The 26,738-nt window shown below is 67.0% G+C and carries 23 protein-coding genes and 1 tRNA gene; 16 read left to right on the top strand and 8 right to left on the bottom strand.

All coding sequences use genetic code 11. From position 1 onward, the window contains the following. The first annotated feature begins 41 nt into the window (after window positions 1-41). From BLQ10_RS18065 to BLQ10_RS18035, 7 genes are all read left to right on the top strand, one after another. Window positions 42-623 (top strand): SMC-Scp complex subunit ScpB, encoded by a 582-nt coding sequence (locus BLQ10_RS18065; protein WP_254785656.1) that lies wholly within the window; start codon window positions 42-44, stop codon window positions 621-623. A 118-nt stretch (window positions 624-741) separates the two neighbouring features. After that, window positions 742-2,013: a pseudouridine synthase gene (locus BLQ10_RS18060; protein WP_091564412.1), complete on the top strand. Its 1,272-nt coding sequence runs from the start codon at window positions 742-744 to the stop codon at window positions 2,011-2,013. Window positions 2,014-2,015: 2 nt separating this feature from the next. Then, the gene (locus tag BLQ10_RS18055) at window positions 2,016-3,125 is read left to right on the top strand and encodes a prephenate dehydrogenase (RefSeq protein ID WP_091564411.1); all 1,110 of its coding nucleotides are present in this window, start codon (window positions 2,016-2,018) and stop codon (window positions 3,123-3,125) included. Beyond that, window positions 3,125-3,868 carry a (d)CMP kinase gene (gene cmk, locus BLQ10_RS18050; protein ID WP_091564410.1) on the top strand — a complete coding sequence of 248 codons (744 nt, stop codon included), beginning with the start codon at window positions 3,125-3,127 and terminating at the stop codon, window positions 3,866-3,868. Before BLQ10_RS18055 ends, cmk begins: the two co-directional genes overlap by 1 nt. Window positions 3,869-3,923: 55 nt before the next feature. Next, window positions 3,924-4,622, top strand: coding sequence for a lysophospholipid acyltransferase family protein (locus BLQ10_RS18045; RefSeq protein WP_091564409.1), 699 nt, complete (start codon window positions 3,924-3,926; stop codon window positions 4,620-4,622). Continuing rightward, the gene (gene der, locus BLQ10_RS18040) at window positions 4,619-6,169 is read left to right on the top strand and encodes a ribosome biogenesis GTPase Der (protein ID WP_091564407.1); all 1,551 of its coding nucleotides are present in this window, start codon (window positions 4,619-4,621) and stop codon (window positions 6,167-6,169) included. The genes BLQ10_RS18045 and der overlap by 4 nt, the downstream gene beginning before the upstream one ends. Before the next feature lie 149 nt (window positions 6,170-6,318). Next, a tRNA-Pro gene (locus tag BLQ10_RS18035) sits at window positions 6,319-6,395 on the top strand. A 149-nt stretch (window positions 6,396-6,544) separates the two neighbouring features. Here BLQ10_RS18035 and BLQ10_RS18030 read toward each other — a convergent pair. Further along, complete coding sequence (locus tag BLQ10_RS18030; protein ID WP_091564405.1) at window positions 6,545-7,117, bottom strand: adenylate kinase; 573 nt, start codon at window positions 7,115-7,117, stop codon at window positions 6,545-6,547. Window positions 7,118-7,226: 109 nt separating this feature from the next. Continuing rightward, entirely contained in the window at window positions 7,227-8,096 is an 870-nt protein-coding gene (locus tag BLQ10_RS18025; RefSeq protein WP_091564403.1) for an Fpg/Nei family DNA glycosylase, read from the bottom strand. Window positions 8,097-8,298: 202 nt separating this feature from the next. Here BLQ10_RS18025 and gcvH point away from each other — a divergent pair, with 202 nt between their 5' ends. From gcvH to BLQ10_RS18000, 5 genes are all read left to right on the top strand, one after another. Further along, window positions 8,299-8,685, top strand: coding sequence for a glycine cleavage system protein GcvH (gene gcvH, locus BLQ10_RS18020; RefSeq protein ID WP_091564402.1), 387 nt, complete (start codon window positions 8,299-8,301; stop codon window positions 8,683-8,685). Window positions 8,686-8,845: 160 nt separating this feature from the next. Next, the gene (locus BLQ10_RS18015) at window positions 8,846-9,322 is read left to right on the top strand and encodes an FHA domain-containing protein (RefSeq protein WP_091564401.1); all 477 of its coding nucleotides are present in this window, start codon (window positions 8,846-8,848) and stop codon (window positions 9,320-9,322) included. 17 nt (window positions 9,323-9,339) lie between these two features. Beyond that, window positions 9,340-10,062, top strand: coding sequence for a transcriptional regulator FtsR (locus BLQ10_RS18010; RefSeq protein WP_091564399.1), 723 nt, complete (start codon window positions 9,340-9,342; stop codon window positions 10,060-10,062). Next, on the top strand, window positions 10,062-10,565 hold the full coding sequence (locus BLQ10_RS18005) for a bifunctional nuclease family protein (protein ID WP_091255089.1): 504 nt from the start codon (window positions 10,062-10,064) through the stop codon (window positions 10,563-10,565). Before BLQ10_RS18010 ends, BLQ10_RS18005 begins: the two co-directional genes overlap by 1 nt. Before the next feature lie 352 nt (window positions 10,566-10,917). Then, window positions 10,918-11,514: a MerR family transcriptional regulator gene (locus tag BLQ10_RS18000; protein ID WP_018772320.1), complete on the top strand. Its 597-nt coding sequence runs from the start codon at window positions 10,918-10,920 to the stop codon at window positions 11,512-11,514. 161 nt (window positions 11,515-11,675) lie between these two features. Here the strand turns inward: BLQ10_RS18000 and BLQ10_RS17995 are convergent, their stop codons facing one another. Next, window positions 11,676-12,563, bottom strand: coding sequence for a ParA family protein (locus BLQ10_RS17995; protein WP_091564398.1), 888 nt, complete (start codon window positions 12,561-12,563; stop codon window positions 11,676-11,678). A gap of 318 nt (window positions 12,564-12,881) precedes the next feature. Here BLQ10_RS17995 and BLQ10_RS17990 point away from each other — a divergent pair, with 318 nt between their 5' ends. Then, complete coding sequence (locus tag BLQ10_RS17990; protein ID WP_091564396.1) at window positions 12,882-16,277, top strand: pyruvate carboxylase; 3,396 nt, start codon at window positions 12,882-12,884, stop codon at window positions 16,275-16,277. Between the two features lie 141 nt (window positions 16,278-16,418). Here the strand turns inward: BLQ10_RS17990 and BLQ10_RS17985 are convergent, their stop codons facing one another. Beyond that, complete coding sequence (locus tag BLQ10_RS17985; RefSeq protein WP_091564394.1) at window positions 16,419-18,242, bottom strand: AMP-dependent synthetase/ligase; 1,824 nt, start codon at window positions 18,240-18,242, stop codon at window positions 16,419-16,421. 223 nt (window positions 18,243-18,465) lie between these two features. Here BLQ10_RS17985 and BLQ10_RS17980 point away from each other — a divergent pair, with 223 nt between their 5' ends. After that, a complete protein-coding gene (locus BLQ10_RS17980) occupies window positions 18,466-19,557 on the top strand; it encodes an ROK family glucokinase (RefSeq protein WP_091564393.1) in 1,092 nt (363 codons plus the stop codon). A gap of 65 nt (window positions 19,558-19,622) precedes the next feature. Here BLQ10_RS17980 and BLQ10_RS17975 read toward each other — a convergent pair whose 3' ends face one another. Genes BLQ10_RS17975 through BLQ10_RS17965 form a run of 3 tightly spaced genes read right to left on the bottom strand, consistent with a single transcriptional unit; the run spans window position 19,623 to window position 21,956 of the window. Next, entirely contained in the window at window positions 19,623-20,348 is a 726-nt protein-coding gene (locus BLQ10_RS17975) for a hypothetical protein (RefSeq protein ID WP_254785651.1), read from the bottom strand. Continuing rightward, window positions 20,341-21,144 (bottom strand): alpha/beta hydrolase, encoded by an 804-nt coding sequence (locus BLQ10_RS17970; RefSeq protein WP_091564391.1) that lies wholly within the window; start codon window positions 21,142-21,144, stop codon window positions 20,341-20,343. The genes BLQ10_RS17975 and BLQ10_RS17970 overlap by 8 nt, the downstream gene beginning before the upstream one ends. Next, on the bottom strand, window positions 21,141-21,956 hold the full coding sequence (locus tag BLQ10_RS17965) for an alpha/beta hydrolase (protein WP_091564389.1): 816 nt from the start codon (window positions 21,954-21,956) through the stop codon (window positions 21,141-21,143). Before BLQ10_RS17965 ends, BLQ10_RS17970 begins: the two co-directional genes overlap by 4 nt. Before the next feature lie 113 nt (window positions 21,957-22,069). On the opposite strand from BLQ10_RS17965, the gene BLQ10_RS17960 reads away from it, so the two are divergent. Together BLQ10_RS17960 and BLQ10_RS17955 are read left to right on the top strand one after the other, a co-directional pair. Continuing rightward, window positions 22,070-22,909 carry a lysophospholipid acyltransferase family protein gene (locus BLQ10_RS17960; RefSeq protein WP_091564387.1) on the top strand — a complete coding sequence of 280 codons (840 nt, stop codon included), beginning with the start codon at window positions 22,070-22,072 and terminating at the stop codon, window positions 22,907-22,909. Between the two features lie 88 nt (window positions 22,910-22,997). Beyond that, entirely contained in the window at window positions 22,998-24,389 is a 1,392-nt protein-coding gene (locus tag BLQ10_RS17955) for a class II 3-deoxy-7-phosphoheptulonate synthase (protein WP_091564386.1), read from the top strand. Window positions 24,390-24,497: 108 nt separating this feature from the next. Here BLQ10_RS17955 and pknB read toward each other — a convergent pair whose 3' ends face one another. Further along, window positions 24,498-26,648, bottom strand: a complete 2,151-nt coding sequence (pknB, locus tag BLQ10_RS17950) for a Stk1 family PASTA domain-containing Ser/Thr kinase (RefSeq protein ID WP_091564384.1) — start codon at window positions 26,646-26,648, stop codon at window positions 24,498-24,500. Window positions 26,649-26,738 lie beyond the last annotated feature (90 nt).

Raw genomic sequence — 26,738 nt, 5'->3', positions numbered from 1 at the left:
GCCTGCCCGGCGGGGCCCGCGCGGCGCTCGAAGCCGTCCTGATGGTGATCGACGAACCGGCCACAGCCACGGCTCTCGCCGCCGGACTGGACCTGACCGTCGACGTCGTCGAGACCCTGCTGGCTGAACTGGAGCGGGAGTATAACGGCTATACTGTTAATGCCCCGGATGCGGACGTCGCCAGCCATAACAGTAAAACTGACGGCAACAATGCCGCCCCCCGGGGTTTTGAATTGCGGAATATCGCCGGAGGCTGGCGGATCTATTCCCGCGCGGAGTTCGCCGAGATCGTTGGCGGATTCGTGTTGGAAGGACAAACAGCCAGGCTGACGCAGGCGGCGCTCGAAACGCTCGCCGTTATCGCTTACCGCCAGCCCGTATCAAGGGCGCGGGTGTCTGCAATTCGAGGAGTCAACGTTGACTCTGTCGTGCGGACGCTGACGCAGCGGGGGCTGATCGAGGACTCGGGAACCGATCCCGAATCCGGAGCAATCCTGTACCGCACGACATCGTATTTCCTTGAGCGGATGGGAATCGGCTCGGTGGCTGAATTGCCACAGCTTTCCCCCCACCTTCCGGGTCTGGAAGGCATCGAGGAATACTACGACGCAGGAAGAATGTAAGAAGCATCTGTGCAGGCATAACGTCTGCACGAGAGTATCCATCGGGCAGAACAATTTGCCCGGCCGGCGGGTGTTGTCGGGAGACAGCGGCCGCAGGCCATTAACGTAAGGACGGGTCATGACACAGGCGGGACGCCAGGGTTCACCACGTAACAGTTCGGGACGCAACAGTGCCGGACAGAGCAGGGCCGGACAAAGCAGTGCCGGACAAAGCAGGGCAGGTCAGGGTAAGACCGCACGCGGTCCGGTTCAGGGCGGCGGCCCGCGCGCTGCCGGCGGCAAGGGAGGCCGTGACTTCTCCAAGGGCGGCGGTGACCGCCCCTTCAAGCACCCCAAGCCTCGTGAAGAGGCCTTCATCGATCCGGACCTGCAGGGTCCCGACGGCGCGCCGTCGGCTGGCCGCCCGGCTTCCGCTGACTGGAAGTCCAAGGCGCCCTCCGGCAAGGAAGCAGCCCGCAAGGCCGCCGCCCGCAAGCCCGGCTTCGGCAAGGCCCCCGGCACCCCCGGTGCCCTCAAGCCCAAGCCCCGCACCGGCGCCGCCAAGTTCGCCGGTCCCCGCGCCTTCGGCAGCGAACGCTTTGGCCAGAACCTCGGACCGGTGCGCAAGCCCGCCCGTCACCGCGGACCGCGCCGCGAGGTGCCGCAGTCTGAGCTACACGACGCCGACGGCACCCGCCTCCAGAAGGTCATGGCCTCCGCCGGGGTCGCCTCACGGCGGGTCTGCGAGGAAATGATCGCCGAAGGCCGTGTCGAGGTCGACGGCCAGGTGGTCACCGAACTCGGCGTGCGCGTCGACCCGAAGACGGCAGTGATCCACGTCGACGGACTGCGCATCCAGCTGGACGAGAACATGGTCTACATGGTCTTCAACAAGCCCAAGGGCGTTGTCTCCACCATGGAGGACCCGGACGGCCGTCCGTGCATCAGCGACTTCGTCCGCCACCACCACGGCGAACGACTGTTCCACGTGGGCCGGCTCGACGTCGCCACGGAAGGGCTGCTGCTCCTGACTAACGACGGCGAGCTCGCCAACCGCCTGACGCACCCGTCCTACGAAGTGCCCAAGACCTACCTCGTGCAGGTGCGCGGGCCGTTCCCGCAGGGCATCGGCGCCGAACTCAAGGACGGCGTCGAGCTCGAGGACGGTATCGCCTCGGTGGACTCCTTCAAGCTCGTGGACTCGACCCCCGGCCACGTGCTGATCGAGGTCGTGCTCCACTCGGGCAAGAACCGTATCGTCCGGCGCTTGTTCGACGCCGTCGGCTTCCCCGTGCTGCGCCTGGTCCGCGTCAAGGTTGGCCCCATCGGTCTGGGCGACCAGCGCCAGGGCAGCATCCGCAACCTCGGCAAGCAGGAAGTCGGCCACCTGCTGGCATCCGTGGGGCTGTAAGCATGTCCGCCTTCCGCACGCACGGCCGCGGCCACCTGAACGGCCCGGTGGTCGTCTTGGGCTCCGGGCTTCTGGGCACCAGCATCGGGCTGGGGCTGCGGGGGCGTGGTGTCGCTGTGTTCCTCTCGGACCCCTCGCCGACCAACCAGGCCGTCGCCGTAGACATCGGCGCCGGCCTGCCATTGGCGCGCCTCGACGGGGAACAGCCGGAGCTCGTTGTAGTGGCTGCGCCGCCGGATGTCACGGCGGACGTCGTTGCCAACGCGCTCCGGGACTACCCGCACGCCGTCGTGGTGGACATCGCGAGTGTGAAGGCGTCCATCCTGGCCGATCTCCGCAGCCGCGGCGCTGATGTGGGCCGCTACGTGGGGACCCACCCCATGGCCGGGCGCGAGAAATCCGGTCCCGTCGCTGCCCGCGGCGAGCTGTTCACGTCCATGCCGTGGGTCGTGTGCCCGGCGGAAGAGACTCTGCCCGAGTCCCTGCAGGTGGCGCGTGCGCTGGCCGGCGACCTCGGCGCCGTCGTATCCGAATTCGCCGCCGACGAACACGACGAGGCCGTGGCGCTCGTCTCACACCTTCCGCAGGTGATGTCCTCGCTCGTGGCCAGCCGCCTGCAGGGCACACCCCTGCACGCCCTGTCCCTGGCGGGAAACGGGCTGCGGGACGTCACCCGGATCGCCGCGAGCGATCCCACGCTGTGGGTCCAGATCCTGGGCGCGAACGCGGACAAGGTCGTGGGGATCCTGCATGGAGTCCGCGAAGACCTCAACCGGCTGATCGGTACCCTGGAGGCGCCGACCGCTCCCGGCGCCCGGCTGGACCTTGCCCAACTGTTCAGCGAAGGCAACGCCGGCCAGTCCCGGATCCCGGGCAAGCACGGTGGACCGCCGCAGGCCTACTCATGGCTGACGGTCCTGGTGGACGACACGCCTGGACAGATCGCGAAGCTCCTGACCGAGATCGGCGAGATCGGCGTCAACGTCGAGGACCTCCGCCTCGACCACTCCTCGGGACAGAATGTGGGCATGGTGGAAATTTCCGTCCTGCCCAACAAACACGACCTTTTGATTGAAGCCCTCAACGACCGCGGATGGCAGGTACTCCAGTAATGACCCAGGAACTCATCGAGACCGTGGAAGTGCTCCGTCCCGGAAAAAGCCTGGTGGTCGCCATCGACGGCCCCTCCGGCTCCGGCAAATCCAGCGTCAGCAAAGAGGTCGCCCGCCGGCTCAAACTGGCCTACCTCGACACCGGAGCAATGTACCGGGCCCTAACGTGGTTCTGCCTGGAGAACGGCACGGACCTGGACGACGGGGCTGCCGTCGAGGCCGCGTCCGAGGCGCTCACGCTGGACATCAGCACGAGCCCGCAGGAAGAGTACGTCCGCGTCGGTGGGCACGATGTCACTCTGGCCATCCGTGAGCCCGCCATTTCCGCGGCGGTGAGTGCCGTTGCCACCACCCTGGGCGCACGCACGGAACTGATCCGCCGGCAGCGCGAGCTGATCGAGCAGCACCACCGCCGCATGGTGGTGGAGGGCCGGGACATCACCACCGTCGTCGCGCCCCATGCCGAGGTGCGGATGCTGCTGACCGCGAGCGAGGAAGCCCGGCTGCGCCGCCGCGGCATCCAGCTGGGCGGGAGCCAGAATGCTGAGCAGCTGGCAGCCCAGGTCACGCACCGCGATGCCAAGGACTCCACCGTTGTAAACTTCACCACGGCCGCCGACGGCGTCGTCACCCTGGATTCCTCGGAGCTGGACTTTGACGAGACCGTTCAGGCCGCCCTCGACATCGTGGACACCGTGGTCAACCACACTGCTGTCCCACGCCGGGCCGTCCACGGTGACTGAGGGGCGCACCGGGGGGCAGGCGAACGTGCACGCCTCCCTTCCCGGCCACTGGACGATGGCGTGGAGCCGGCCTGTGGGCTGGATCCTGGACCACCTCGTCTACCGCACCTCGGTCACCGGACGGTCCAACGTCCCGGCGGCCGGACCCGTCATCTTCGCGGGAAACCACATCAGCTTCCTCGACGGGCCCGTCATGTTCGGCGCCTCGCCCCGGCCCATGCACATCCTCGTCAAGCAGGAGATGTTCACCGGGCTCCTCGGCCGCGTACTGGCGGCGTCGGGCCAGCTGCCCGTCGACCGCCGCGGCGGCCGTGCGGCGCTGGCCACGGCCCGGAGCCTGCTCGCCGCCGGACGGTGTGTTGGGATTTTGCCCGAAGGGACCCGGGGGAGTGGTGAGGCCGCCGCGATCAACAACGGCGTCGCCTGGCTGGCGCTCAACTCCGGCGCCACAGTGGTTCCCGTGGCCATCCTGGGCACCAGAATCGGCGGCGAACACCTGGACACTGTTCCCGCACCCCGCCGGCGGCTGCATGTCAGCTTCGGCGGTGCCATCAACGTCAGCCGCAGGCCCGGCGAGACTGGGCGTGTTTCAATGGACAGGGCGGGAACCGAAATCCGGGCCGCCCTGGCCCGCCATGTCCAGGACTCGATCCAAAGAACAGGGCAGCCCCTGCCCCACGCGGAATTCCCGCATGAACGTCATGAAGCAGTAGCCGGGACGCCGGCAGATCACCACCTAAGGAAAGTGCAATGAGCGATACGACTCAAACCTCCGGTAATTTCGGCGCCGGCGAAGACGAATACACGCCCACCGGCACCGACCAGGTGGCTGAAAACCTCGCCGCCCTGGACGACGACGAAGCGGAGCTCCGCGCTGCGTCGCTGCGCGCCGGGCTGGACGACTACGAGTTGGACGAAGACGACGCCGCACTGCTGAGCGGCCACTTCGACGATGAAGACTTTGACGGCCCAGTCAAACTGGATCCGGTCCTGGCCATCATCGGCCGCCCCAACGTGGGCAAGTCCACCCTGGTCAACAGGATTCTGGGCCGCCGCGAGGCAGTCGTCGAGGACACTCCCGGCGTCACCCGGGACCGTGTCATGTACTCGGCGAACTGGAACGGCCGCAACTTCACCGTGGTGGACACCGGCGGGTGGGAACATGATGCCCGTGGCATCCACGCCCGCGTGGCGGAGCAGGCCGAGATGGCAGTGGAACTTGCCGACGCCGTCCTGTTCGTCGTCGACTCCGCCGTGGGCGCTACGGCCACGGACGAAGGCGTCATGAAGATGCTGCGCAAGGCCAAGAAGCCGGTCATCATGGTGGCCAACAAGGTGGACGACTTCGCCCAGGAAGCCGACTCGGCAACCCTCTGGGGACTGGGCTTTGGCGAACCGTACCCCGTCTCGGCCCTGCACGGCCGCGGCGTGGCCGACCTCCTGGACCACGTCATGGACACCCTCCCGGAGTTCTCCACGATCGAAGGCCTCGAGCGCTCCGGTGGACCCCGCCGTGTGGCCCTGATCGGCCGCCCGAACGTCGGCAAGTCCTCGCTGCTGAACAAGCTCGCCGGTTCCGAGCGTGTGGTGGTGGACAACACCGCCGGCACCACCCGCGACCCGGTCGACGAATTCATCGAACTCGGCGGACGCACGTGGCGCTTCGTGGACACCGCCGGCATCCGGCGACGCCAGCACATGGCCCAGGGTGCGGACTTCTACGCCTCCCTGCGGACGCAGAGCGCGCTCGAAAAGGCCGAGGTCGCCGTCGTGCTCCTGGCCGTGGACGAAGTGCTCAGCGAGCAGGATGTGCGCATCCTGCAACTCGCCGTTGAATCCGGCCGGGCCCTGGTGCTCGCCTTCAATAAGTGGGACCTCCTCGACGACGAGCGCCGCCGCTACCTGGAACGCGAAATCGAGCAGGACCTGGCCCACGTGGCCTGGGCACCGCGCGTGAACATCTCGGCGAAGACCGGCTGGCACAAGGACCGGCTGGTCCCGGCACTGGACGTTGCCCTGGAAAACTGGGACAAGCGCATCCCCACCGGACGCCTCAACGCGTTCCTGGGCGAACTCGTGGCGGCGCACCCGCACCCGGTGCGCGGCGGCAAGCAGCCGCGCATCCTGTTTGGCACCCAGGCGTCGAGCCGGCCGCCGAAGTTCGTGCTGTTCACCACGGGATTCCTGGATCCGGGATACCGCCGCTTCATCACCCGGCGCCTGCGCGAGACCTTCGGTTTCGAGGGCACGCCGATCGAGGTCAACATGCGTGTGCGCGAAAAGCGCGGCAAGAAACGTTAATTCCGACACACCGTGGCCGTGACAGGATGAAATTGTCACAGGCACCCTCCGGGATCGTGTAAGCTTTTGGAGGTGGTTCGGCCGGACTGCTTGGAAGAAAACCTGGAGAGAATCCGGGAGGACTTCCCAGCGGAGAACGGTGGAACCAGCGGGCTGTAGCGCAGCTTGGTAGCGCACTTGACTGGGGGTCAAGGGGTCGCAGGTTCAAATCCTGTCAGCCCGACCAACAGAGAAAACCCCGCCATTCCTGATCAGGAATGGCGGGGTTTTCTGTATCTCGAACTTCCAAGGAAATCGCGGCGCCGGTGTGGGTTGCTGCTGGTGACTGTCGGCGGGTCACTCAGTTCGGCATCGTTCCGTCCATGGCGACATCGGTTATGGCCGCGGGAAGGACGCACGAAGTGCAGCAAGCAGTCTGCCGAAGATCTCATCCTCGCTTCCCATGCCGTCGACGCTGAGGAGGATGCCGCGCTGTGAGTATGCTGAGGCCACCGGCTCAGTCTCTTGGTGGTAGAGCTCCAAACGGTGCCGGATGACGTCCTCGGTATCGTCGCTGCGTCCGGTCATGGTGGCGCGGTGGAGCATTCGGCGGACGAGTTCCGCGTCGTCAACCGTCAGTTGGACTGCAACGTCCAGCGCGTGCCCGTTGATGGCGAGGATGAAGTCGAGTTCAGCCAGCTGCGACGTGTTTCGGGGATACCCGTCCAAGAGAAACCCGACCCTGACGTCATTCTGGTTCAGGCGGTCACGCACCACACGGTTTGTCAGGGTATCGGGCACCAAATCGCCCGCGTCCAGATGCACAATGACTTCCTGGCCCAGCGGCGTCAGGTTCTTCACATGGTCGCGGAAAACCTCTCCAGTGGACACCACGGTGATGCCGAGGCGCCGGGACAAACGTTCGGCCTGGGTGCCCTTGCCGCACCCCGGGGGACCCATGATCAGCATTCGCATCTTTGAGACAACTCCCCTCAGGCGCCGTTGAAAGGTGTCCTTGTATCGTGTTCGCTGGGAGGCGCCAGCGCAAGGGATTGAATCGCCGGCGCCCGGGAAGCGCCTATTTGAGGAAGCGCGACGTCCGGCGGTCGGCCAGGATCTTTCCCTTCGTCTGGCACTTCGGGCAGTACTGCAGGGCGGTGTCCGCAAAGGAGACCTCCCTGACCGTGTCGCCGCACACCGGACACGCTTCGCCGGTCCGGCCGTGGACCCTCATGTGGCTCCGCTTGGTGTCTTTGAGCTCGTTGGGCGGCTTGCCTTGGGCTTCCTCCACGGCCGTTCCCAGAATGGTGTGGATGGCGTCGTAGAGGCGCTGGACGTCCGTCCGGTCCAGGGACTTGGCGAGGGCGAAAGGGGATGTCTTGGCGGCGTGCAGGATCTCGTCGCTGTAGGCATTTCCAATTCCGGCGATGATGCTCTGGCTCCTCAGGACGCCCTTGATCTGCTGGGAGCTGGAACCGAGGATCCCCGCCAAAGCGCCGACGTCGAAGCCCGGACTGAACGGATCCGGTCCGAGCGCCGCGACGCCGGGAACGTCAAGCGGATCGCGGACCACGTAGACCGCCAGGCTCTTTTTCGTGCCCGCCTCGGTCAGGTCCATGCCCACCGGGCCCGGAGCGCCGGAAAATGTCAGCCGCACCGCGATGTGCCCCTTGCCCATTTTCAGCTGGGCGTCTGTGGGGGCGTCAGTGAAGCGGACCCAGCCGGCCCGCGCCAGATGGAAGACAAAATGCAGCCCGTCGGCTTCCATGCTGACGAACTTGCCGAACCGGCGCACCCCGGTGACGACCCTGCCTTCGAGATCGGTGAAGGGAGGGTCGGCCGTCTTGAGCACGGCGAAGGAGACCAGCTGGATCTTCGCCACAACTGCTCCGCGCAGGTGCTCGTCCAGAAAGTCCGTCAGGGCCGCAACTTCAGGAAGCTCAGGCATGGCCTAGCCCTTGCTGGTCCGGGGTCCCGGGGTCCCGGCGGCCCGGTTGTTCACATTCCTGACCTTCGGCGGTGCATGTTCTGCCATCGCCCCATCTTCTCAGATCCCTCCCCGGCCCCTGCCCGATATGCCTATACTTTCAGCGGCGGCTAGAACAAACGACTGCCGCCGCATAGGTGATTGACCCGATGAAAGGCCCGTCATGAGCATCATTCCCGAAGACCTGTCCTACACCGCAGAACACGAATGGGTTTCGGCCCCCAATGCCGACGGGATTGTGCGCGTCGGCATCACCGATTTTGCCCAGGACGCCCTCGGGGATGTCGTTTACGCCCAGATGCCCGAAGTGGGGACCACCATCAAGGCCAACGACGTCGTCGGAGAGGTCGAATCCACCAAGAGCGTCAGCGACATCTACGCCCCCGTGACGGGCGAGGTCGTGGCGCGGAACGAGTCCCTGGACACCGATTCTGCCCTGATCAACTCCGATCCGTACGGTGAGGGCTGGCTGATCGAAATCAAGCTCGCGGAAGCCGACGCGGTCGAGTCTCTGCTCAGTGCATCCGAGTATGAACAGCAGGTAGGCTAAAGACAGAGGTCGTTCGGTCCGGGGTCGCCGGAGAGTGTTGTTGGGATAACAAAACAAAGCCGCGCCCCGCCGAAAGGCCTCAATACCGGGACTGCGAGGCTTTTCCGGACGGCATGCGTTGTTTGCAGGGGGGACACCTGCAACGAATGAGGAGGACTCAATGTTTGGGCACGAACGGAACGACACCGGTGACGGTTACGGCACGGGTGGAGTGAAGGCTTCGGAGACCACGTCGATCAACCTCACTCCGGTGCGCGATGAACCCAACTTCACACCGAAGCTCTCGACCGAGGAGCGGGCGGCCGTAGAGGCCCTTCCCTTCGGATCGGCCCTGCTCGTGGCGCACAGCGGCCCCAACGCCGGCGCGCGGTTCCTGCTGGACTCTGACGTCACGACGGCCGGCCGCCACCCGGACGCCGATATCTTCCTCGACGACGTCACCGTGTCCCGCAGGCACGTAGAATTCCGCCGCACCGCGCGCAGCTTCGAGGTCGTGGACACCGGGAGCCTGAACGGCACCTACGTCAACCACGACCGCGTGGACTCCGTGGAACTGAAGTCCGGCAACGAGGTCCAGATCGGCAAGTTCCGGCTCACCTTCTATCGCAGCCCTGCCCGCGCAGCAGGCAACGTCTGATTCCGGGGTAGCTGCCTGTGGCCACGGCACATGCGGATCGGCGCGGACCCCAGGTTCTGAACATCGGGGAAGTCCTGGCTCAATTGAGTGACGACTTTCCCAGCATGACCGCGTCAAAAATCCGGTTCCTTGAGGAAAAAGGACTCATCAACCCGCAGCGGACCCCTGCCGGCTACCGGCAGTATTCCGAGAACGACGTCGAACGGCTGCGCTTTGTCCTGTCCCTCCAGCGTGACCAGTACCTGCCGCTAAAGGTCATCAAGGACTACCTCGACGCGATCGACCGGGGCGAACGGCCGGAAAACCTGCCGGCAGGCGTCACTGTCTCCCCGCGGATCGTCTCCGAGGAGCTCGCCACCGAGCTGCAGAGCCGTGCGCGCCGGCTCAGCGAGGAGCAGCTCCGTGCCGAATCCGGGGCGAGCGTCCCCTTGCTGGAATCCCTCTTAAGCTACGGCCTGATCGGGCACGTCAACGGCAAGTTCGACGAACACGCCCTGCAGGTGGCGCGGGCTTGCGTCCAGCTGGAGGGCCACGGCCTGGAACCGCGCCACCTGCGGCCCTTCCAGGCAGCTGCCGACCGCGAATTTGGGCTCGTGGAACGCGCCGTGGCCACGCTGACGTCCCGCAAGGACGCTGCCTCCCAAGCCCGCGCCGCCGAGGCAGCCCGGGAAATCAGCGACCTCTGCCTGTCCCTGCACCAGGCGCTGGTCCACGACCGCATCTCGAGGATGGACATCTGATGATTGAGGTGGAGATTGTCGGCGTGCGGATTGAATTGCCGTCCAACCAGCCGCTTGTCCTGCTCAAAGAAATCCATGGTGAGCGCCACGTGCCGATCTGGATCGGGACTCCGGAAGCCAGTGCCATCGCCCTGGCCCAGCAGGGGGTCGTCCCGCCCCGGCCGATGACCCACGACCTCCTGGTGGACGTTGTCGAGGCCCTGGGCCACACGATCGTCAGCGTCAACATCGTCGCGGTGGAGGACAACATCTTTTACGGGCAACTGCAGTTCGAGAACGGAACCACCGTAAGCTCCCGGGCCTCGGATGCCTTGGCGCTTGCCCTGCGCGCCAAGTGCCGGATCTGGTGTGCCGACGCCGTCATGGACGAGGCCGGCGTCCGGATCACCGAACACGACGAGGGCGAGGACACGCATCCCGGACCCGCCGTGGACGAGGAAGGCGAACTACGGCGCTTCCGCGAGTTCCTCGACGACGTCGAACCGGAAGACTTCGGCGGCTGAATTGCCGCTGGTAACCGGGGCCAAGGAGGCTGCCGGGGTTGCTGGTGTGCCTGTGGCGGCTGAGGTTTCTGAGACGCTTGGGACAGCTGTGGCGGCATTAAACGTTAAAGTCGAGGATGAAAGTTTCGACACGCCCGCCGAATAGCCCCAACGTCTTTGACCTTGGGCCCCAGCAGGCCTAACGTCGGAGGTACAAGTTCCCATTGCATACGGTAGCCGCGCAAGTCACACTGGAAAGTGCAGCCTCGGCTGAATTACACGGATGAAGTCATTATCCTGTGTCATGCAGCTGTTCACATATATTGCTGCCGATGCAACTTACTCAGGGGAACTCACGACAAGGAGGGTCCACGTGAGTCCGAAAGGCGAAGCGGGCGAGCTGAAGCAGGCCGCGACGGCCGGCGTTGCTGTGCCCGCCAGCGGTGCCCAAGGCCTGCTGTTCACCGAGGATCTTCCCGTGCTGGACGAAGACGCGGGCTACCGCGGCCCCACCGCCTGCAAGGCGGCCGGCATTACCTACCGCCAACTCGACTACTGGGCACGCACCGGGCTCGTTGAGCCCGCCGTGCGCGGCGCTGCTGGCTCCGGCTCGCAACGGCTCTACGGCTTCCGGGACATCCTGGTCCTCAAGGTGGTCAAGCGGCTCCTGGACACCGGTGTCTCCCTGCAGCAGATCCGCACGGCCGTGGAGCACCTGCGGGAGCGCGGCGTCGAAGACCTCGCCCAGATCACGCTCATGAGCGACGGTGCGAGCGTATACGAGTGCACATCGGCGGACGAAGTGATCGATCTGGTCCAGGGCGGCCAGGGGGTGTTCGGCATCGCCGTCGGCCGTGTCTGGCGCGAAGTTGAAGGAAGCCTCGCAGCCCTTCCCAGCGAACACGCCGCGGACCAGTCCTTTCCCGACGACGAACTGAGCAAGCGCCGCGCGGCCCGCAAGATCGGCTAGCGCGCTCCGGTACAGACACGAGAGTTACAGACGCGACTGAGGCCGCCTTCCGGACAGGGAGGCGGCCTCAGTTCGTTGAACGCTCAGTTCGTAAAGTCTGGTGCGCCGGTGCCGGGATCCGGCCGGTTCGGAGTCCGCGGCCGGTGCCGGGCAGCCGCCGGTTAACGCAAGTTGCGGTTGCGGACAGTGCCGGCCGGGGCCGCGCCGTTGGGATGCAGCAGGTTCTGCAGCAGGGTATCGAAGAGCCCGGCCGCGTTCTTGGCCGAGTCTCCGGGCCAGTGGTGGATGGAGTGGGCTGCGCCCTGGATCTGCTGCCAGTTCGCCTGCTCCGGGATGTGAGGGCTCAGCAGCAGCTGGCCGAACATGGACTCCATCTCCGAGAGCCGGAACGTGTGCTCGGCCGAGCCGCTGCGCACCCGGTTGGCCACAATGCCGGCGGGGGACAGCTTGGGGGCGAATTCCTGCCGGAACAACGCGATGGCGCGCATGGTGCGCTCCGTGCCGGCCACCGAGAAGAGCCCCGGTTCGGCCACCAGGGTCACCTTGTCGCTTGCGGACCACGCCATCCGGGTCAGGCCGTTCAGCGACGGGGGGCAATCCACTAGGACGAGTTCATAGTTCGTGGCATCGGCCAGCACAGCGGAGAGCCGGCGGAGGTCGCGGCGGCCCAGGTCAGGCCGGTCGTAGATGCCGGTGTAGGCAGAGCCGACCGCCACGTCGAGGACGGAGGTTGCAGCGCCGGGTTGTGTTCTACCGTTGGTGCTGCCGTTGGCGCGGCCGTTGGCGCCTCCGTTGATCCTGGCGTGTTCCACCCAGCCGCTGGGAACCACGTTGTCAGCCAAGTGGGCCCGCCGGGGCGACCTCAGCATCCTGCCGATATCAAGCTGATCGTCCGGGCTCACGCCCAGGGCGGTGCTGGCGTCAGCGTGCGGGTCAAGGTCGACGACGAGGGTGGGGATGCCGGCGGCCAATGCCGCCGACGCCAGTCCGGTGGTCACGGATGTCTTGCCGACACCGCCTTTGAGGCTGCTGATGCTCACTACTTGCACTTGAAAAACCAATACCTAACGCCGGTTGCCGAGACGGGGTCGTGCCGGCTCCTGCGTTCTTCGGAGCCGGGGCGTGCGTGCGCCACCCACCCCCTCATCATATGTTGATGCTCCGGCGAAACCCGTTTCATCCGGCGTGGGGGCGCCAGAACGTCGCGAACCGGGCATGCAGGAAAAGCTTCATGGCCGGGACCCTGCCCATCGCGGCGTCCGTGACGGATAATGCTGTGACAGTGGCCACAATGATTTGTGTTTGCCCGCACAGGTCCTAGACACTGTGAGCACTTACCGATACGCCCGCGATGATGCAGGAGAAGCATGTTTTCTAAGATTCTGGTGGCCAACCGCGGCGAAATCGCGATTCGCGCGTTCCGCGCGAGCTACGAGCTGGGTGCCAAGACTGTCGCTGTGTTTCCCCACGAAGACCGCAACTCGATCCACCGCCAGAAGGCCGACGAGGCGTACCTGATCGGCGAGGAGGGACACCCGGTCCGGGCGTACCTGGACGTTGATGAGGTGGTGCGGGTAGCCAAGGAGTCCGGTGCGGACGCCATCTACCCCGGCTACGGCTTCCTCTCCGAGAACCCGCGCCTGGCGCGCGCCGCGAAGGCGGCCGGCATCACGTTCGTCGGCCCGCCGGCGGAAGTCCTGGAACTCGCAGGCAACAAGGTTGCCGCCCTCGAGGCCGCCCGCAAGGCCGGTGTCCCGGTGCTCAAGTCCAGCCAGCCGTCAAAAGACCTGGACGAACTGATCGCCGCCGCGGATGAGATCGGCTTCCCGATCTTCGCCAAGGCCGTCGCCGGCGGCGGCGGGCGCGGCATGCGCCGCGTGGACACCCGCGAAGCGCTCCCGGATGCCCTGCAGGCCGCCATGCGCGAAGCGGACGCAGCGTTCGGGGACCCCACCATGTTCCTCGAGCAGGCCGTCCTGCGCCCGCGCCACATCGAAGTCCAGATTCTGGCCGACGCCCAGGGCAACATCATGCACCTCTTCGAGCGGGACTGCTCCATCCAGCGCCGCCACCAGAAGGTCATCGAGATTGCACCGGCACCGAACCTCGATGAGGGCATCCGGCAGGCGCTCTACCGCGACGCCGTGAAGTTCGCGAAGGCGTTGAACTACGTCAACGCCGGCACGGTCGAATTCCTTGTCGACACGGTGGGGGAGCGCGCCGGCCAGCACGTGTTCATTGAAATGAACCCGCGCATCCAGGTCGAGCACACCGTCACCGAGGAAGTCACCGACGTCGATCTCGTCCAGGCGCAGCTGCGCATCGCCGCCGGTGAGACGCTCGCGGACCTGGGCCTGTCGCAGGAGAGCGTCCAGCTCAAGGGCGCTGCCCTGCAGTGCCGCATCACCACGGAGGACCCGGCCAACGGCTTCCGGCCCGACGTCGGCAAGATCACCGGCTACCGCTCGGCCGGCGGAGCGGGTGTCCGGCTCGACGGCGGTACCGTCTACTCGGGCGCGGAGATCAGCCCGCACTTCGACTCCATGCTGGTCAAGCTGACCTGCCGAGGCCGCGACTACCCGGCCGCCGTGGCCCGGGCCCGGCGCGCCCTCGCCGAGTTCCGTATCCGCGGCGTGTCCACCAACATCTCCTTCCTGCAGGCCGTCCTGGACGATGCCGACTTCGTCGCGGGGGATGTGGCCACCTCGTTTATTGACGAACGGCCCGAGCTGCTGAAGGCGCGGGTCTCCGCAGACCGCGGCACCAAGCTGTTGACCTGGCTTGCCGAGGTCACAGTCAACAAGCCCAACGGCGAACTTAAGGTCCACACGGACCCGGCGGACAAGCTTCCAGCCCTTGATGACACCGAGGCCCGGCCGGGGTCCCGCCAGCGGCTCCTGGAGCTCGGCCCGGAAGGATTTGCCCGGGCCCTGCGCGCGCAGGACGCCGTGGCCGTCACGGACACCACCTTCCGCGACGCGCACCAGTCCCTGCTCGCCACCCGTGTGCGCACCCGCGACCTCGTGGCGGCCGGTCCGGCCGAGTCCAAGCTGCTCCCGGAGCTGCTGTCGGTCGAGGCCTGGGGCGGGGCGACCTACGACGTCGCCCTGCGCTTCCTCGGCGAAGACCCGTGGGACCGGCTTGCTGCCCTGCGCAAGGCGATGCCGAACCTGTGCCTGCAGATGCTGCTCCGCGGCCGCAACACCGTCGGCTACACGCCCTACCCGGAAGAGGTCACGGTGGCGTTCGTCAACGAGGCCGCCGCCACGGGCATCGACATCTTCCGCATCTTCGATGCCCTCAACGACGTCAACCAGATGGCCCCGGCCATCCGGGCCGTCCGCGAGACCGGTACCGCCGTCGCCGAGGTCGCCCTCTGCTACACCGCGGACATGCTGGATCCGGAGGAAACGCTCTACACGCTGGACTACTACCTGGAGCTGGCGCAGAAGATCGTCGACGCCGGGGCGCACATCCTCGCGATCAAGGACATGGCCGGGCTGCTGCGTCCGGCTGCCGCGGCACGCCTCGTCTCGGCGCTGCGGGCGCGGTTCGACCTGCCTGTGCACCTGCACACCCACGACACCGCAGGGGGCCAGTTGGCCACCCTCCTCGCAGCCGTGGATGCCGGCGTGGATGCCGTGGACGTGGCTTCGGCCTCCCTGGCCGGAACCACCAGCCAGCCCTCGGCCTCGGCCCTCGTCGCCGCGCTGGCCCACACGCCGCGCGACACTGGCCTCAGCCTCGCGAACGTTTGTGCCCTCGAGCCCTACTGGGAAGCCGTCCGCCGGGTCTACGCGCCGTTCGAGTCCGGACTGCCTGGGCCCACGGGCCGGGTCTACCAGCATGAGATTCCGGGCGGGCAGCTGTCCAACCTGCGTCAGCAGGCGATGGCGCTGGGCCTGGGCGAACGTTTCGAGGCCATCGAGGACATGTACACCGCGGCGGACCGCATCCTCGGCCGACTGGTGAAGGTGACGCCGTCGTCCAAGGTGGTGGGCGACCTCGCCCTGCACCTCGTGGGCCTCAACGCCGATCCCGCGGACTTCAACGAAAACCCGCAGAAGTACGACGTCCCGGATTCCGTGATCGGCTTCCTCTCCGGCGAGCTCGGCGACCCGCCCGGCGGCTGGCCTGAGCCTTTCCGGACCAAGGCGCTGCAGGGCCGGACCATCAAGGTCCGCGACGTCGAGATCAGCACCGAGGACAGCGCTGCGCTCAACGGCGATTCCAAGACCCGTCGGCGCACCCTCAACCGCCTTCTCTTCGCCGGGCCCACCAAGGACTACCAGAAGAGCGTCGAGTCCTACGGCAACCTTTCGGTGCTGGACACGCGCGATTACCTCTTCGGGCTGCAGCGCGGCGCGGAGCACGAGATCGAGCTCGAGAAGGGCGTCCGCCTGATCGCCTCGCTCGAGGCCGTCTCCGAGCCGGACGAGAAGGGCATGCGCACGGTCATGTGCACGCTCAACGGCCAGTCCCGGCCCGTGGTGGTCCGTGACCGTTCAGTGGTGAGCAACGTCAAGGCCGCCGAACGCGCCGACGCCTCCCAGCCGGGCCAGGTGGCCTCGCCGTTCGCCGGTGCCGTCACGCTGACCGTCAAGGCCGGGGACACGGTCAAGGCCGGCGACACGGTGGCCACCATCGAGGCCATGAAGATGGAAGCGTCCATCACGACGCCGGTGGCCGGCACCGTGGCGCGCCTCGCCGTCGGCTCGATCGAACAGGTCCAGGGCGGGGACCTGCTGCTCGTCGTCGAATAGCGGCCGCGCAGCACTCCAACAACCCGTAGCAACCCAGAAGGGTCCTTCCAGCCGAAGCTGGAAGGACCCTTCTTGGCGGTGCGGGTTTTGGCGGTGCGGGTTTTGGCGGTGCAGGTTTTGGCGGTGCGGGGCGTCCGCTACCTAGGCGAGGGTGGGACGCTTGGCGCTGTACATGTCCTCGATCACGTTCTCGAAGTCTTTGAGGACCTGTGCGCGCTTGACCTTCATGGAGGGGGTCAGGTGGCCGGAGGCCTCGGTGAAGTCGGCCGGCACGATCCGGAAGGACTTGATTGCCTCGGCCTGGGACACTGACTGGTTGGCGTGGTTGATGAGCTCCTGGACGGCGGCCTTGACCGCCGGGTGCCCGGCAGCCTCGGCGAGCGGGGTCGAGGCCGGGAGTCCGTGGCGGCCCAGCCAGCCGGGAAGGGCCTCTTCGTCCAGGGTCACGAGGGCACCGATGAACGGGCGGTTGTCGCCCACCACGAGCACCTGCGAGACGAGGGCGTCCGCCCGGATCTGGTCTTCCAGCAGGGCAGGGACCACGTTCTTGCCGCCCGCCGTGACGATGATTTCCTTCTTGCGTCCGGTGATGGTCAGGAACCCCGCCTCGTCCAGCTGGCCGATGTCGCCCGTGCGGAACCAGCCGTCGTCGTCGAAGGTCGCGGCGGAGAGGTCGTCGCGCTTGTAGTAGCCGCGCATGACGCACACGCCCTTGGCGAGGATCTCGCCGTCGTCCGCGATCCTGACGGAGTTGCCGGGAATCGGGGCGCCGACGGTGCCGATCTTGATCAGGTCCGGGGTGTTGACCGTGACCGGCGCCGTGGTTTCGGTCAGCCCGTACCCTTCCAGGATCTGCATGCCGATGCCCTGGAAGAAGTGGCCCAGCCGTTCACCGAGCGGGCCGCCGCCGGAAACGGCATGGGAGACGTGCCCGCCCATGGCGGCCCGAAGCTTGCTGTACACGAGCTTGTCGAACAAGGAGTGCTTGAGCCTGAGCACGAGCCCCACCTTGCCGGCCTGCCGGGCCCGGGAGAATTCGATGGCGGTGTCCGCGGCGCGGTGGAAGATGGCGCCTTTGCCGCCGTCCTCGGCCTTGGTCAGGGCGGAGTTGTAGACCTTTTCGAAGACGCGCGGAACGGCGAGAATGAACGTCGGTTTGTAGCTCTGCAGATCCGGGAGCAGGTTCTTGATATCCGGTGTGTGCGCCACCGTAACGCCGGCTGCGACGGCCAGCACGGAGATGAAGCGTGCAAAGACGTGGGCCATGGGCAGGAACATGATGGTCCTGGCTTGCTCGTGCACGATCTTGCCCAGCGACGAAGCCAGGGCGTTCTCAGACAGTTCCACGAAATTGCCGTGCGTCAGTTCGCAGCCCTTGGGCCGGCCGGTGGTTCCTGAGGTGTAGATGATCGTGGCGATATCGTTTAGGGACGCCTGGCCGCGCCGCGCTTCGAGCTCGGCGTCGCTGATGCCGGCTCCGGCCGCACGGACCTCGTCCAGGCTGTCGCCCTCGAGCTGCCAGACATGCCGCAGAGCGGTGAGCCCTTCGGAGGTGGCGGCCTGCCGGATGATGTCCTCGTGATGCGTGGATTCGCCGAACGCGGCCACGGCGCCGGAGTCGCCAAGGTTCCAAGCCACCTGGGAGGGGGAGGAGGTCTCATAGATCGGGACCGAGACGGCGCCGGCGAACCAGATGGCGAAGTCGATCAGGGCCCATTCGTACCGTGTGCGGGACATGATGCCCACGCGGTCGCCGGCGGCCACACCGCTGGCCATGAGCCCCTTGGCGAGGGCCGAGACGTCGGCCAGGAAATCCGTGGCACGAACGTCCTGCCACTGGCCCGCCGCATCGAGCCGCGAGTACAGCGCAGGGTTGGAGGCCTTGGCCGCCTGGCGTACCACGAGATCGGTGGCGTTGATGTCCGGATCGACATTCACCAGGGGCGGGACAATGATTTCTCGCACGGGAGCTCCTTAGGTATCCGTAGGCCCGCAAGGGGTACCGCTAAGCCTAGTATGCGGTCCCCCCAAGGTGTGTTCTGCGACACCTACCGGCCAGTAACTTTACGTTCAGGCCCGCCGTTCCGCCAGTCAGCGATGCTGTCGACACGGGTGCGGTGTCATGCAGCCGCGTCGTGCTGCCGGGCCTTGGCCGCTGCGGCGGCGCCGGCGAATAGAATGGGGCACCATGCAGACACCAACACCCGGCCGGCAGCCCGGCCTGCGCGGCCGGACCGCCGCCTGGCGGAGCAGGACTGTGGCCGGAGCGGCGGCCGCCACAGCCGGACATGACATCCGTTCACACCTGCGGCTGGGCCGCAAGGGCCTGGCGATCGGCGTCGACATCGGGGGAACCAAGGTTGCTGCCGGAGTGGTCGATGCCGAGGGCCGGATCCTCAGCCAGGCGAAACGCTCCACTCCGGGCAACGACCCGCGCGCCGTGGAGCAGGTCATTGTCGAACTGGTCGAAGAACTGGGCACAGGGCACCGGATCTGGTCGGTCGGAATCGGCGCCGCCGGCTGGATGGACCTTGACGGCGGGACGGTGCTCTTCAGCCCGCACCTGGCCTGGCGCAATGAACCACTGCGGGAGAACCTGCAGCGGCTGCTGCGCCGCCCCGTCCTGCTGACCAACGATGCCGACGCCGCCGCCTGGGCGGAATGGCGCTTCGGCGCCGGGCAGGGACAGAACCGTCTGGTCTGCATCACCCTGGGCACCGGGATCGGCGGCGCGATGGTGATGGACGGACGGCTGGAACGCGGCCGTTTCGGCGTGGCGGGGGAGTTCGGCCACCAGATCATCATGCCGGGCGGGCATCGCTGCGAGTGCGGCAATCGCGGCTGCTGGGAACAATACGCCTCAGGCAATGCGCTCGGCCGCGAGGCCAGGGAACTGGCCGCCGCGAATTCTCCGGTTGCCCAGGAACTGCTCAAGGCCGTGGACGGAGACGTAGCACGCATCACGGGCGTGATCGTGACCGGGCTGGCCGAGGCCGGGGACCAGACCTCCCGCGAACTCCTCGAGGACGTCGGGGAATGGCTGGGCCTTGGCCTGGCGAACCTCGCAGCGGCCCTGGACCCCGGAAAGTTCGTGATCGGCGGCGGACTGTGCGATGCCGGCGAACTGCTCGTCGCGCCGGCCCGAAAGGCCTTCGCCCGGAACCTCACGGGCCGCGGGTTCCGCCCCGCAGCGGAGATTGAACTCGCTGCCCTTGGACCCAACGCCGGACTGATCGGCGCCGCTGACCTCTCCCGGGTCAGCAGCCGCATGCACACGTAGCAGCACGACGGTACCAGCCGTGAACTAACCAGCGGAGCAGCTGGTGGTCTAAATGACCGGGTGGACTAGATGCGCGCCCCGTCGTCGTTTTCGTCTTTCTCGCCCGGCAACTGCATGATCAGGAACACCACCGAGGCAGCGAACGCGGCCACCATGCCAAGGATCGCGAGCAGCGGGGCCGATCGCCAGAACATCGCCGAGAGCACCAGCGCAATCGGCCCGCCCACGGCGCCAATCCAGGCAAGGACAGTCATCGGATCTGCCCCTGCCAGGCTGGGCGGCTCCTCCGGGACAAACGCGCCGCCGCCGTCGTCGTCGGTCTCGTAGTCGCGGGGACCGGGCGCGGTGTCAGGTATGTCGTTGCTGCTGCCCGCAGCCGGCTGCCCCGGGGCGGGGGCGAGCCGCTCCTTGGCGGAGAGCTCGATCGGTGCGGCGCCGGAGAGACCCAGCGGGTCAAAATCGCGGAACGTCCTCCCCCCCGGAGGGGAGCCAGCGCCGGAGGCAGCACCGAAGCCGGCGCCGGCTCCGGTGCTGTCCATTCCGCCAGCCGGTCCAGTCGCCTCGTCCCCGGCTGTCCCGACCCCTTCAAGCCTGGCGACGAGATCCAGCCAGACGGCGTCGTCGTCGGAGGGTGTGTCTGCGGCGGGCGGGTCCTGGGACTCATGGGGCTGGGACCCATGGGGCGGCGTGTCGCCCGAGTGCTGGGCGCCGGCAGCGTCAGGGCCGGAGGACCGGGCGTCGGCGGGGTCCGGCGTCTCGGGGTCCGGGGTTTCCGGGTCTGGTTTAGTCATTGGCCGTGTCCTTCCGGCTGGCGCGCGCGGCGCCCGGACTGGCTGCGGATGCAACGGACCGGACGAATTCGGCCGTGCCGCGGAAGATCTCGGGCGCGTCGTTGTCCATGGTAGCCACGTGGTAGCTGTTTTCCAGCCGGACCACCTCGAGCGGGGCGTTGGTCAGCCCGCGGCGCAGAGCCACCATGCTGGATTCGGACACCACATGATCCACTGCTGAACGGTACACCCGGACGGGAGCCGTAATGCGGGGCAGCAGCCGCACGGTGTCCTTGAACATCTTGTTGAGCTCATGCGCCGCGGCCACCGGCGTGCGCGGGTAGGCACCCTCATCCATGTCAGGTTTGAGGATGTCATTGGCGATAGCGGGGGTGCTCTTGAGGACAAACTTCAGGATGCCGGCCAGCGGGGCACGGGGATCATCGATGACCAGGCCGGGGTTGACCACCACCACCCCCGCCACGGGGCGCGTGGCCGCAATCCGCAACGCCAGGGCACCGCCCATGGACAGTCCCGCCATGACCACGACGTCGCATTCTTCCGCCAGCTCCAGGTAGGCCGCGTCCAGGGCCGCGTGCCAGTCCTGCCAGCGGGTTTTGGCCAGCTCCTGCCAGCTCGTTCCGTGCCCCGGCAGGAGGGGCAGCCGGACGGCGGACCCGGCACCGGCCAGGGACGACGCCCAGTCCCTCACACCGTGTGGGCTGCCGGTGAAGCCATGGCACACCACGACGCCGGTCCGGGGGCCGGTTCCCGTGAACGGGCTGCTGAACGGCGAGTGGTCCGGGAGGATGCTCATGGGGTCTCCGAGGGGGCGGGGGGCGGCATGGTGGACCGTGTGTGGGTGGCGTGGGCGTGCTGAAGGAAGAAGCGGACTGATTCTTCAAAGAGTAGCGGCGCATCGGCATCCAGGGTGGCAACGTGCCCGCTGCGCGGAAGGGGAACCACAGTGAGGTCCCGGGATCCGAGCCGCCTGCGCAGCAGCGCCAGGGACGACGGCGGGACCACGGCGTCGGTGCCCGACTTGAAGACCAGGGCCGGAGCCTGGACTGCCGGCAGATCCCGCAGGGTCGCGGAGAACAGCCGGCGCAGCTGGTGTACGGCGGCCAGCGGCGTCAGGGAGTAGTCGCCGTCGTCGGTGGTGACCGCCGTGGAATTCTCCTCCAGAATCGGCGTGGTGGTGCGCTGGAAGTACTTGAGCAGTCCCACGATCCTGACCCTGCGGTCATAGAAGCTCAGGCCGGGGTTGACTGCGGCCACGCCGGCCACGCTGTGGCGGGCCGCGGTGCGCAGTGCGATGGTGCCGCCCATGGACAGCCCCGCGACGTAGCAGTCATTGGTCCGGGCGGCCAGTTCCAGGTACGCCGTTTCAAAGCTCGTGTACCAGTCCTGCCAGCCCTGCCGGGCGAGGTCCCGCCAGTGGGTGCCGTGCCCGGGCAGGAGTGGCACCGATACCGCGAAGCCCTGGGTGGCGAGGTGGTGGGCCCACGGCAGGAGGCTGAGCGGGCTGCCCGTGAAGCCGTGGCAGATGGCCACGCCGGTCCGGGCGTTGGGGCCGTGGCCGGGGTAGCTGAAAGCGGCGGGTGCCGGTGGAGTGCTGCTTTCAGTCATGAGCCCATCGTGTCACCCTTGGCGACAAAACTCACTAGAGTAAGGTGTCCATTGAAGTCCGGGCCGGACCCGATTCGGGCGGCCGGCCAGTCGCCTTCCGGAGAGGTCGCCGAGTGTTTTATTGGTTCATGAAGACGTTTGTCCTGGGACCGGTGGTAAAGCTGCTGTTCCGGCCCTGGGTCAAGGGCCTCGACAACGTCCCGGCCGAGGGCGCCGCAATCCTGGCCTCGAACCACCTCTCCTTCTCGGATTCAATCTTCATGCCGCTGATGGTGCCGCGGCCGGTCGTGTTCCTGGCGAAATCCGAATACTTCACCGGCACGGGGATCAAGGGCCGGCTGACGGCGGCCTTCTTCCGGCTCACCAACCAGCTCCCCATGGACAGATCCGGGGGCGCCGCATCCGCGCTGTCCCTGAACGCCGGCATGGACGTGCTCAGGAACGGCTCGCTCATGGGCATCTATCCCGAGGGGACACGCAGCCCCGACGCGCGCCTCTACCGGGGCAAAGTGGGCGTTGCACGCCTCGCCCTGCAGGCGCGGGTCCCGGTCATCCCAGTGGCGATGATCGGAACGGACAAAGTCCAGCCGATCGGCAAGCGCGTGCCCAACATCCGCCGCATCGGCATGATCTTCGGGGAACCGCTCGACTTCAGCCGCTACTACGGTATGGAGGATGACCGGCTGGTCCAGCGTTCGGTGACCGACGAGATCATGTATGAACTCATGCGGCTGTCCGGTCAGGAATACGTGGACGAGTACGCCGCCGTTGTGAAGCTCCGCCTGGCGGGCAAAGCGCAGGAAGCAGCGCCGGACAAAGACTCCGCTGGCCCCGATGCGGTGCAGGAAGCGGGCGCCGACAAAACACCCGACAAAACCCCAGACAATGCACACAACCCCGGCGCGCCGACGGCGGCCGCGGAAGATGGCCCCGAGGTCCCCGGGACCGCCTGAGCGGCGCCACGGGTGCCATATGACGGCCACGGAGCTGTCAATGACAGGCCGGGCCGCCGAACCTCGATGGGGCAACTATCCTTAGAGGGTGACCGAGCTATCTGAGAAACCAGTTTCCCCGCTGACCAGCACCGCCCAGAGCGGAGCTGCCAACTATCCCGGACTGGACAACTGGCGGGAGCTCCGGGCCTCGCAGCAGCCCACATGGTCGGACCCGGCTGTGTTTGAGGCGTCCGTCAAGGAACTTTCCGTCCTCCCGCCCCTCGTGTTCGCCGGCGAAGTGGACATCCTTCGCCAACGGCTCGCCGACGCCGCGCAGGGCAAGGCGTTCGTGCTCCAGGGCGGCGACTGCGCCGAGACCTTTGAAGCGGCGACGGCGGACAGGATTAGCGCCCGCGTCCGGACCATCCTGCAGATGGCTGTCGTTCTGACCTACGGTGCGGCGATGCCCGTCATCAAGATGGGCCGCATGGCTGGCCAGTTCGCCAAGCCCCGCTCCTCCAATGATGAAACGCGCGACGGCGTCACCTTGCCGGCCTACCGGGGCGACATAGTCAACGGCTACGACTTCACACCCGAATCCCGCGCCCATGACGCCGGCCGGATGCTGAAGGCTTACCACACCTCCGCCTCGACGCTGAACCTGATCCGTGCCTTCACCCAGGGCGGCTTCGCGGACCTGCGCCTGGTGCACCAGTGGAACAAGGGTTTCACCGAAAACCCGGCCCACGCCCGCTACGAGTCACTGGCCCGGGACATCGACCGCGCCATCAAGTTCATGTCCTCCTGCGGCGCAGACTTCGAGGCACTCAGGCGCGTGGAGTTCTACGCCAGCCACGAGGCGCTGCTGCTGGACTACGAGCGCGCCCTGACCCGCATCGATTCGCGCACCGGGCTGCCCTACGACACCTCGGCGCACTTCCTGTGGATCGGGGAGCGTACCCGCGAGCTGGACCATGCACACGTTGATTTCCTATCCCGCGTCCGCAACCCGATCGGCGTGAAGCTCGGCCCGTCCACGAGTGGCGATGACGCCCTGCGCCTGATCGACAAGCTGGATCCGGACCGGGAGCCCGGCCGGCTCACCTTCATCACCCGTATGGGCGCCAGCAACATTCGCGAGAAGCTGCCGGCGATCGTCGAGCGCGTCACCGCTTCCGGGGCCCAGGTCCTGTGGGTCACCGATCCCATGCACGGCAACACGGTCACCTCGCCCAACGGCTACAAGACCCGCAATTTCGACGACGTCATCGACGAAGTGCGCGGATTCTTCGAAGTCCACCACGCGCTCGGCACCGTTCCCGGCGGACTGCACGTGGAAATGACGGGCGACGACGTCGCCGAATGCCTCGGCGGAGCGGACCCGATCGACCAGGAAGCCTTCCTGGACCGCTACGAGTCGGTCTGCGATCCGCGCCTGAACCACATGCAGTCGCTCGAAATGGCGTTCCTTGTGGCCGGTGCCCTCGCCAAGCGCTGATCCGGGGCACTGATCGACATCCAAGCACGTTGACAGACAAGCTCCGCCCGGCTGATGCAGCCGGGCGGAGCTTTTCTGTGGAGTGGGCCGGCCGCGAGCCGGGTGCGGTCAGACCACGGTCAGGGTGACTAGCGAGCCTTCGGGGACGCTCGTGTCCACCGGATACTGGTCGCGGACTGTTCCGAAGAATCCGCCCAGGATCTCATCGACCTGGACCTTGAAGCCGAGCTGTTCGAGGGCTTCCTTGGCTTCCTTGGCCTGTTTCCCGATGAAGCTGGGTACCTCGACGAGCTTCGGGCCCTTCGAGATGGTCAGGGTGACGGTACCGCCTCTGGTCAGGTTGCCGGAGGCCGGGTCCTGCGCCACCACGGCGCCCTTGGGTACATTCTTGTCGTTGACGGTCTCGGGGGCGACCACGGCCTTCAGCCCTGCGGCTTCGAGCGCGTCCACGGCGGCACGCTGCTCCTGGCCGCGGACATCCGGTACCGGAATGGGCTGCGGGCCCTTCGAGACCGTGAGGCCCACGGGCGTGCCGTGCCGCACCGGGTTGCCGCTGCGCGGGGCCATCGCAAGGACAGTCCCGGCAGGCGCCTTTTCATCGAACGTCCCGGTAATCGGTCCCAGGGCCATTTTGGCGGAGTTGAGGGTGGCCTTGGCCTCATCCAGGGTCTTGCCGGTCAGTTCCGGCAGCGGGAACAGTTCCGGGCCCTTGGAAACGGCAAGGGACACGGGCTGGAACTTGCGGATGACCGCGCCGGCGTTCGGCTCCGAGCCGACCACCAGGCCCGGTGAGACGTCGTCGTTGAAGACATCCTTGACGGTGGATTGGAAACCGGCGGTGCGAAGCAGGTCCTGGGCCTGGGCAACGGTCTTGTTCGCCACCGGGGGGACCGTTCCGGGCGAGCCCGGACCCATGCCGAAGAACCAGCCGGCGACGGCGGCGAGCAGCGCCGCGACGACGAGCAGGACGATCCACAGCAGCCCGCGGCGTCGCGGGTTCCCCTCGTGCAGGGTCTTGGTGGGCGTGGCCGCGGCGCGCTGGCGCGCCTTCTCCTCGTCCCGGTCCAGCTTGCGCTGGGCGCGCTTGCTGGGGGCAACCGCAATTTCCGCCGGATCGTCGTACCCGGCGGCGCCGTCGTAGGCCGCCTCGTCCGGAGTGGACAACGGTCCGTAGGCCGGACGCCGCGGGGCACTGGACATCACGGTGGTCGGGTTGCCGCTGGTGCGGGAGATCGTCTCGGTGGGCCGTTGGAGGCTGCCGTACGTCTCGGTGGGCATTTCGGTGGGCGGCTGCACGTAGGCCGTATCCTGCGCGTCCGACGCCAGGCCGGTACCGCCGGGCGGCCGGTTAGGCGGTGCGGCCACGGCCGGCAGCGGGCTGCGGACAGCCGCCGGCGGCTGGAGGTCGAGTTCGGCGTCGCTGAGATTGGTCCTGATGTGCCGGAGCTCGGACAACAGTGCGCTCCCGTCGACGGGGCGTTTGTCCGGGTCCCGGTCCGTGCACCACTGGACGAGTTCGTCGATCTCCGTGGCCAGCCCGGGCACCTCCAGGGAGGGTGCTGCCACGGTGGAATTGACGTGCTGGTAGGCGACCTGGATGGGCACGTCGCCGTCGAACGGCTGCCGGCCCGTGATCATTTCGTAGAGCATGATCCCTACCGAATAGATGTCGCTTCGGGCGTCTGCCTGTTTACCCAGGACAAGTTCGGGGGAGAGGTAGGCGACAGTCCCGATCAGGGCGCCGGTGCTCGTGGATGTGGAGATAGCGCGTGCCAGGCCGAAGTCGCCGAGCTTGATCCGCCCGTCGTCGGCGATCAGGACGTTTTCCGGCTTGATGTCCCGGTGGATCATTCCGGCGGCGTGCGCGGCGCCGAGCCCTTCGACGACCGGATCGATCAGCGCCAGGGCCAGCCGCGGCGGCAGGGCGCCCTTGTCATTGAGGACGTCCCGCAGGGTATGGCCCTTGATGAACTCCATGACCAGATAGGCGAGCCGGCCGTCCTCGCCCTGGTCCAGGACGCCCACCACGTGAGGATGGGAAAGCCGGGCGGCAGCCTTGGCTTCGCGCCCCAGCCGGTCAAGGAACTGGGGGTCATCGGCCAGATGGGGATGCAGCACTTTCAGCGCGACATCGCGATCGAGGCGCTGGTCCGTGGCGAGGTACACGGTGGACATCCCGCCGCGGGCAAGCCTGGATTGAACCTGGTAGCGGTTGTCCACCAGGTTCCCTACGAGAGCGTCCGACACGTATTCCTGCACTTTACAATCGTAGTCGCTGGACAGAAACGGGCCCGAATCAACATGCGATTCGGGCCCGTAGCGTCAAGCTCCGTTGTAAGGGAGCCTGTG

The organism is Arthrobacter sp. ok362, from assembly GCF_900102785.1.
In the GTDB taxonomy this organism is placed as follows: Bacteria; Actinomycetota; Actinomycetes; order Actinomycetales; family Micrococcaceae; genus Arthrobacter.
Note: the sequence above shows the minus strand (reverse complement) of the source record. Positions and strands in the feature narration are given on the sequence as shown.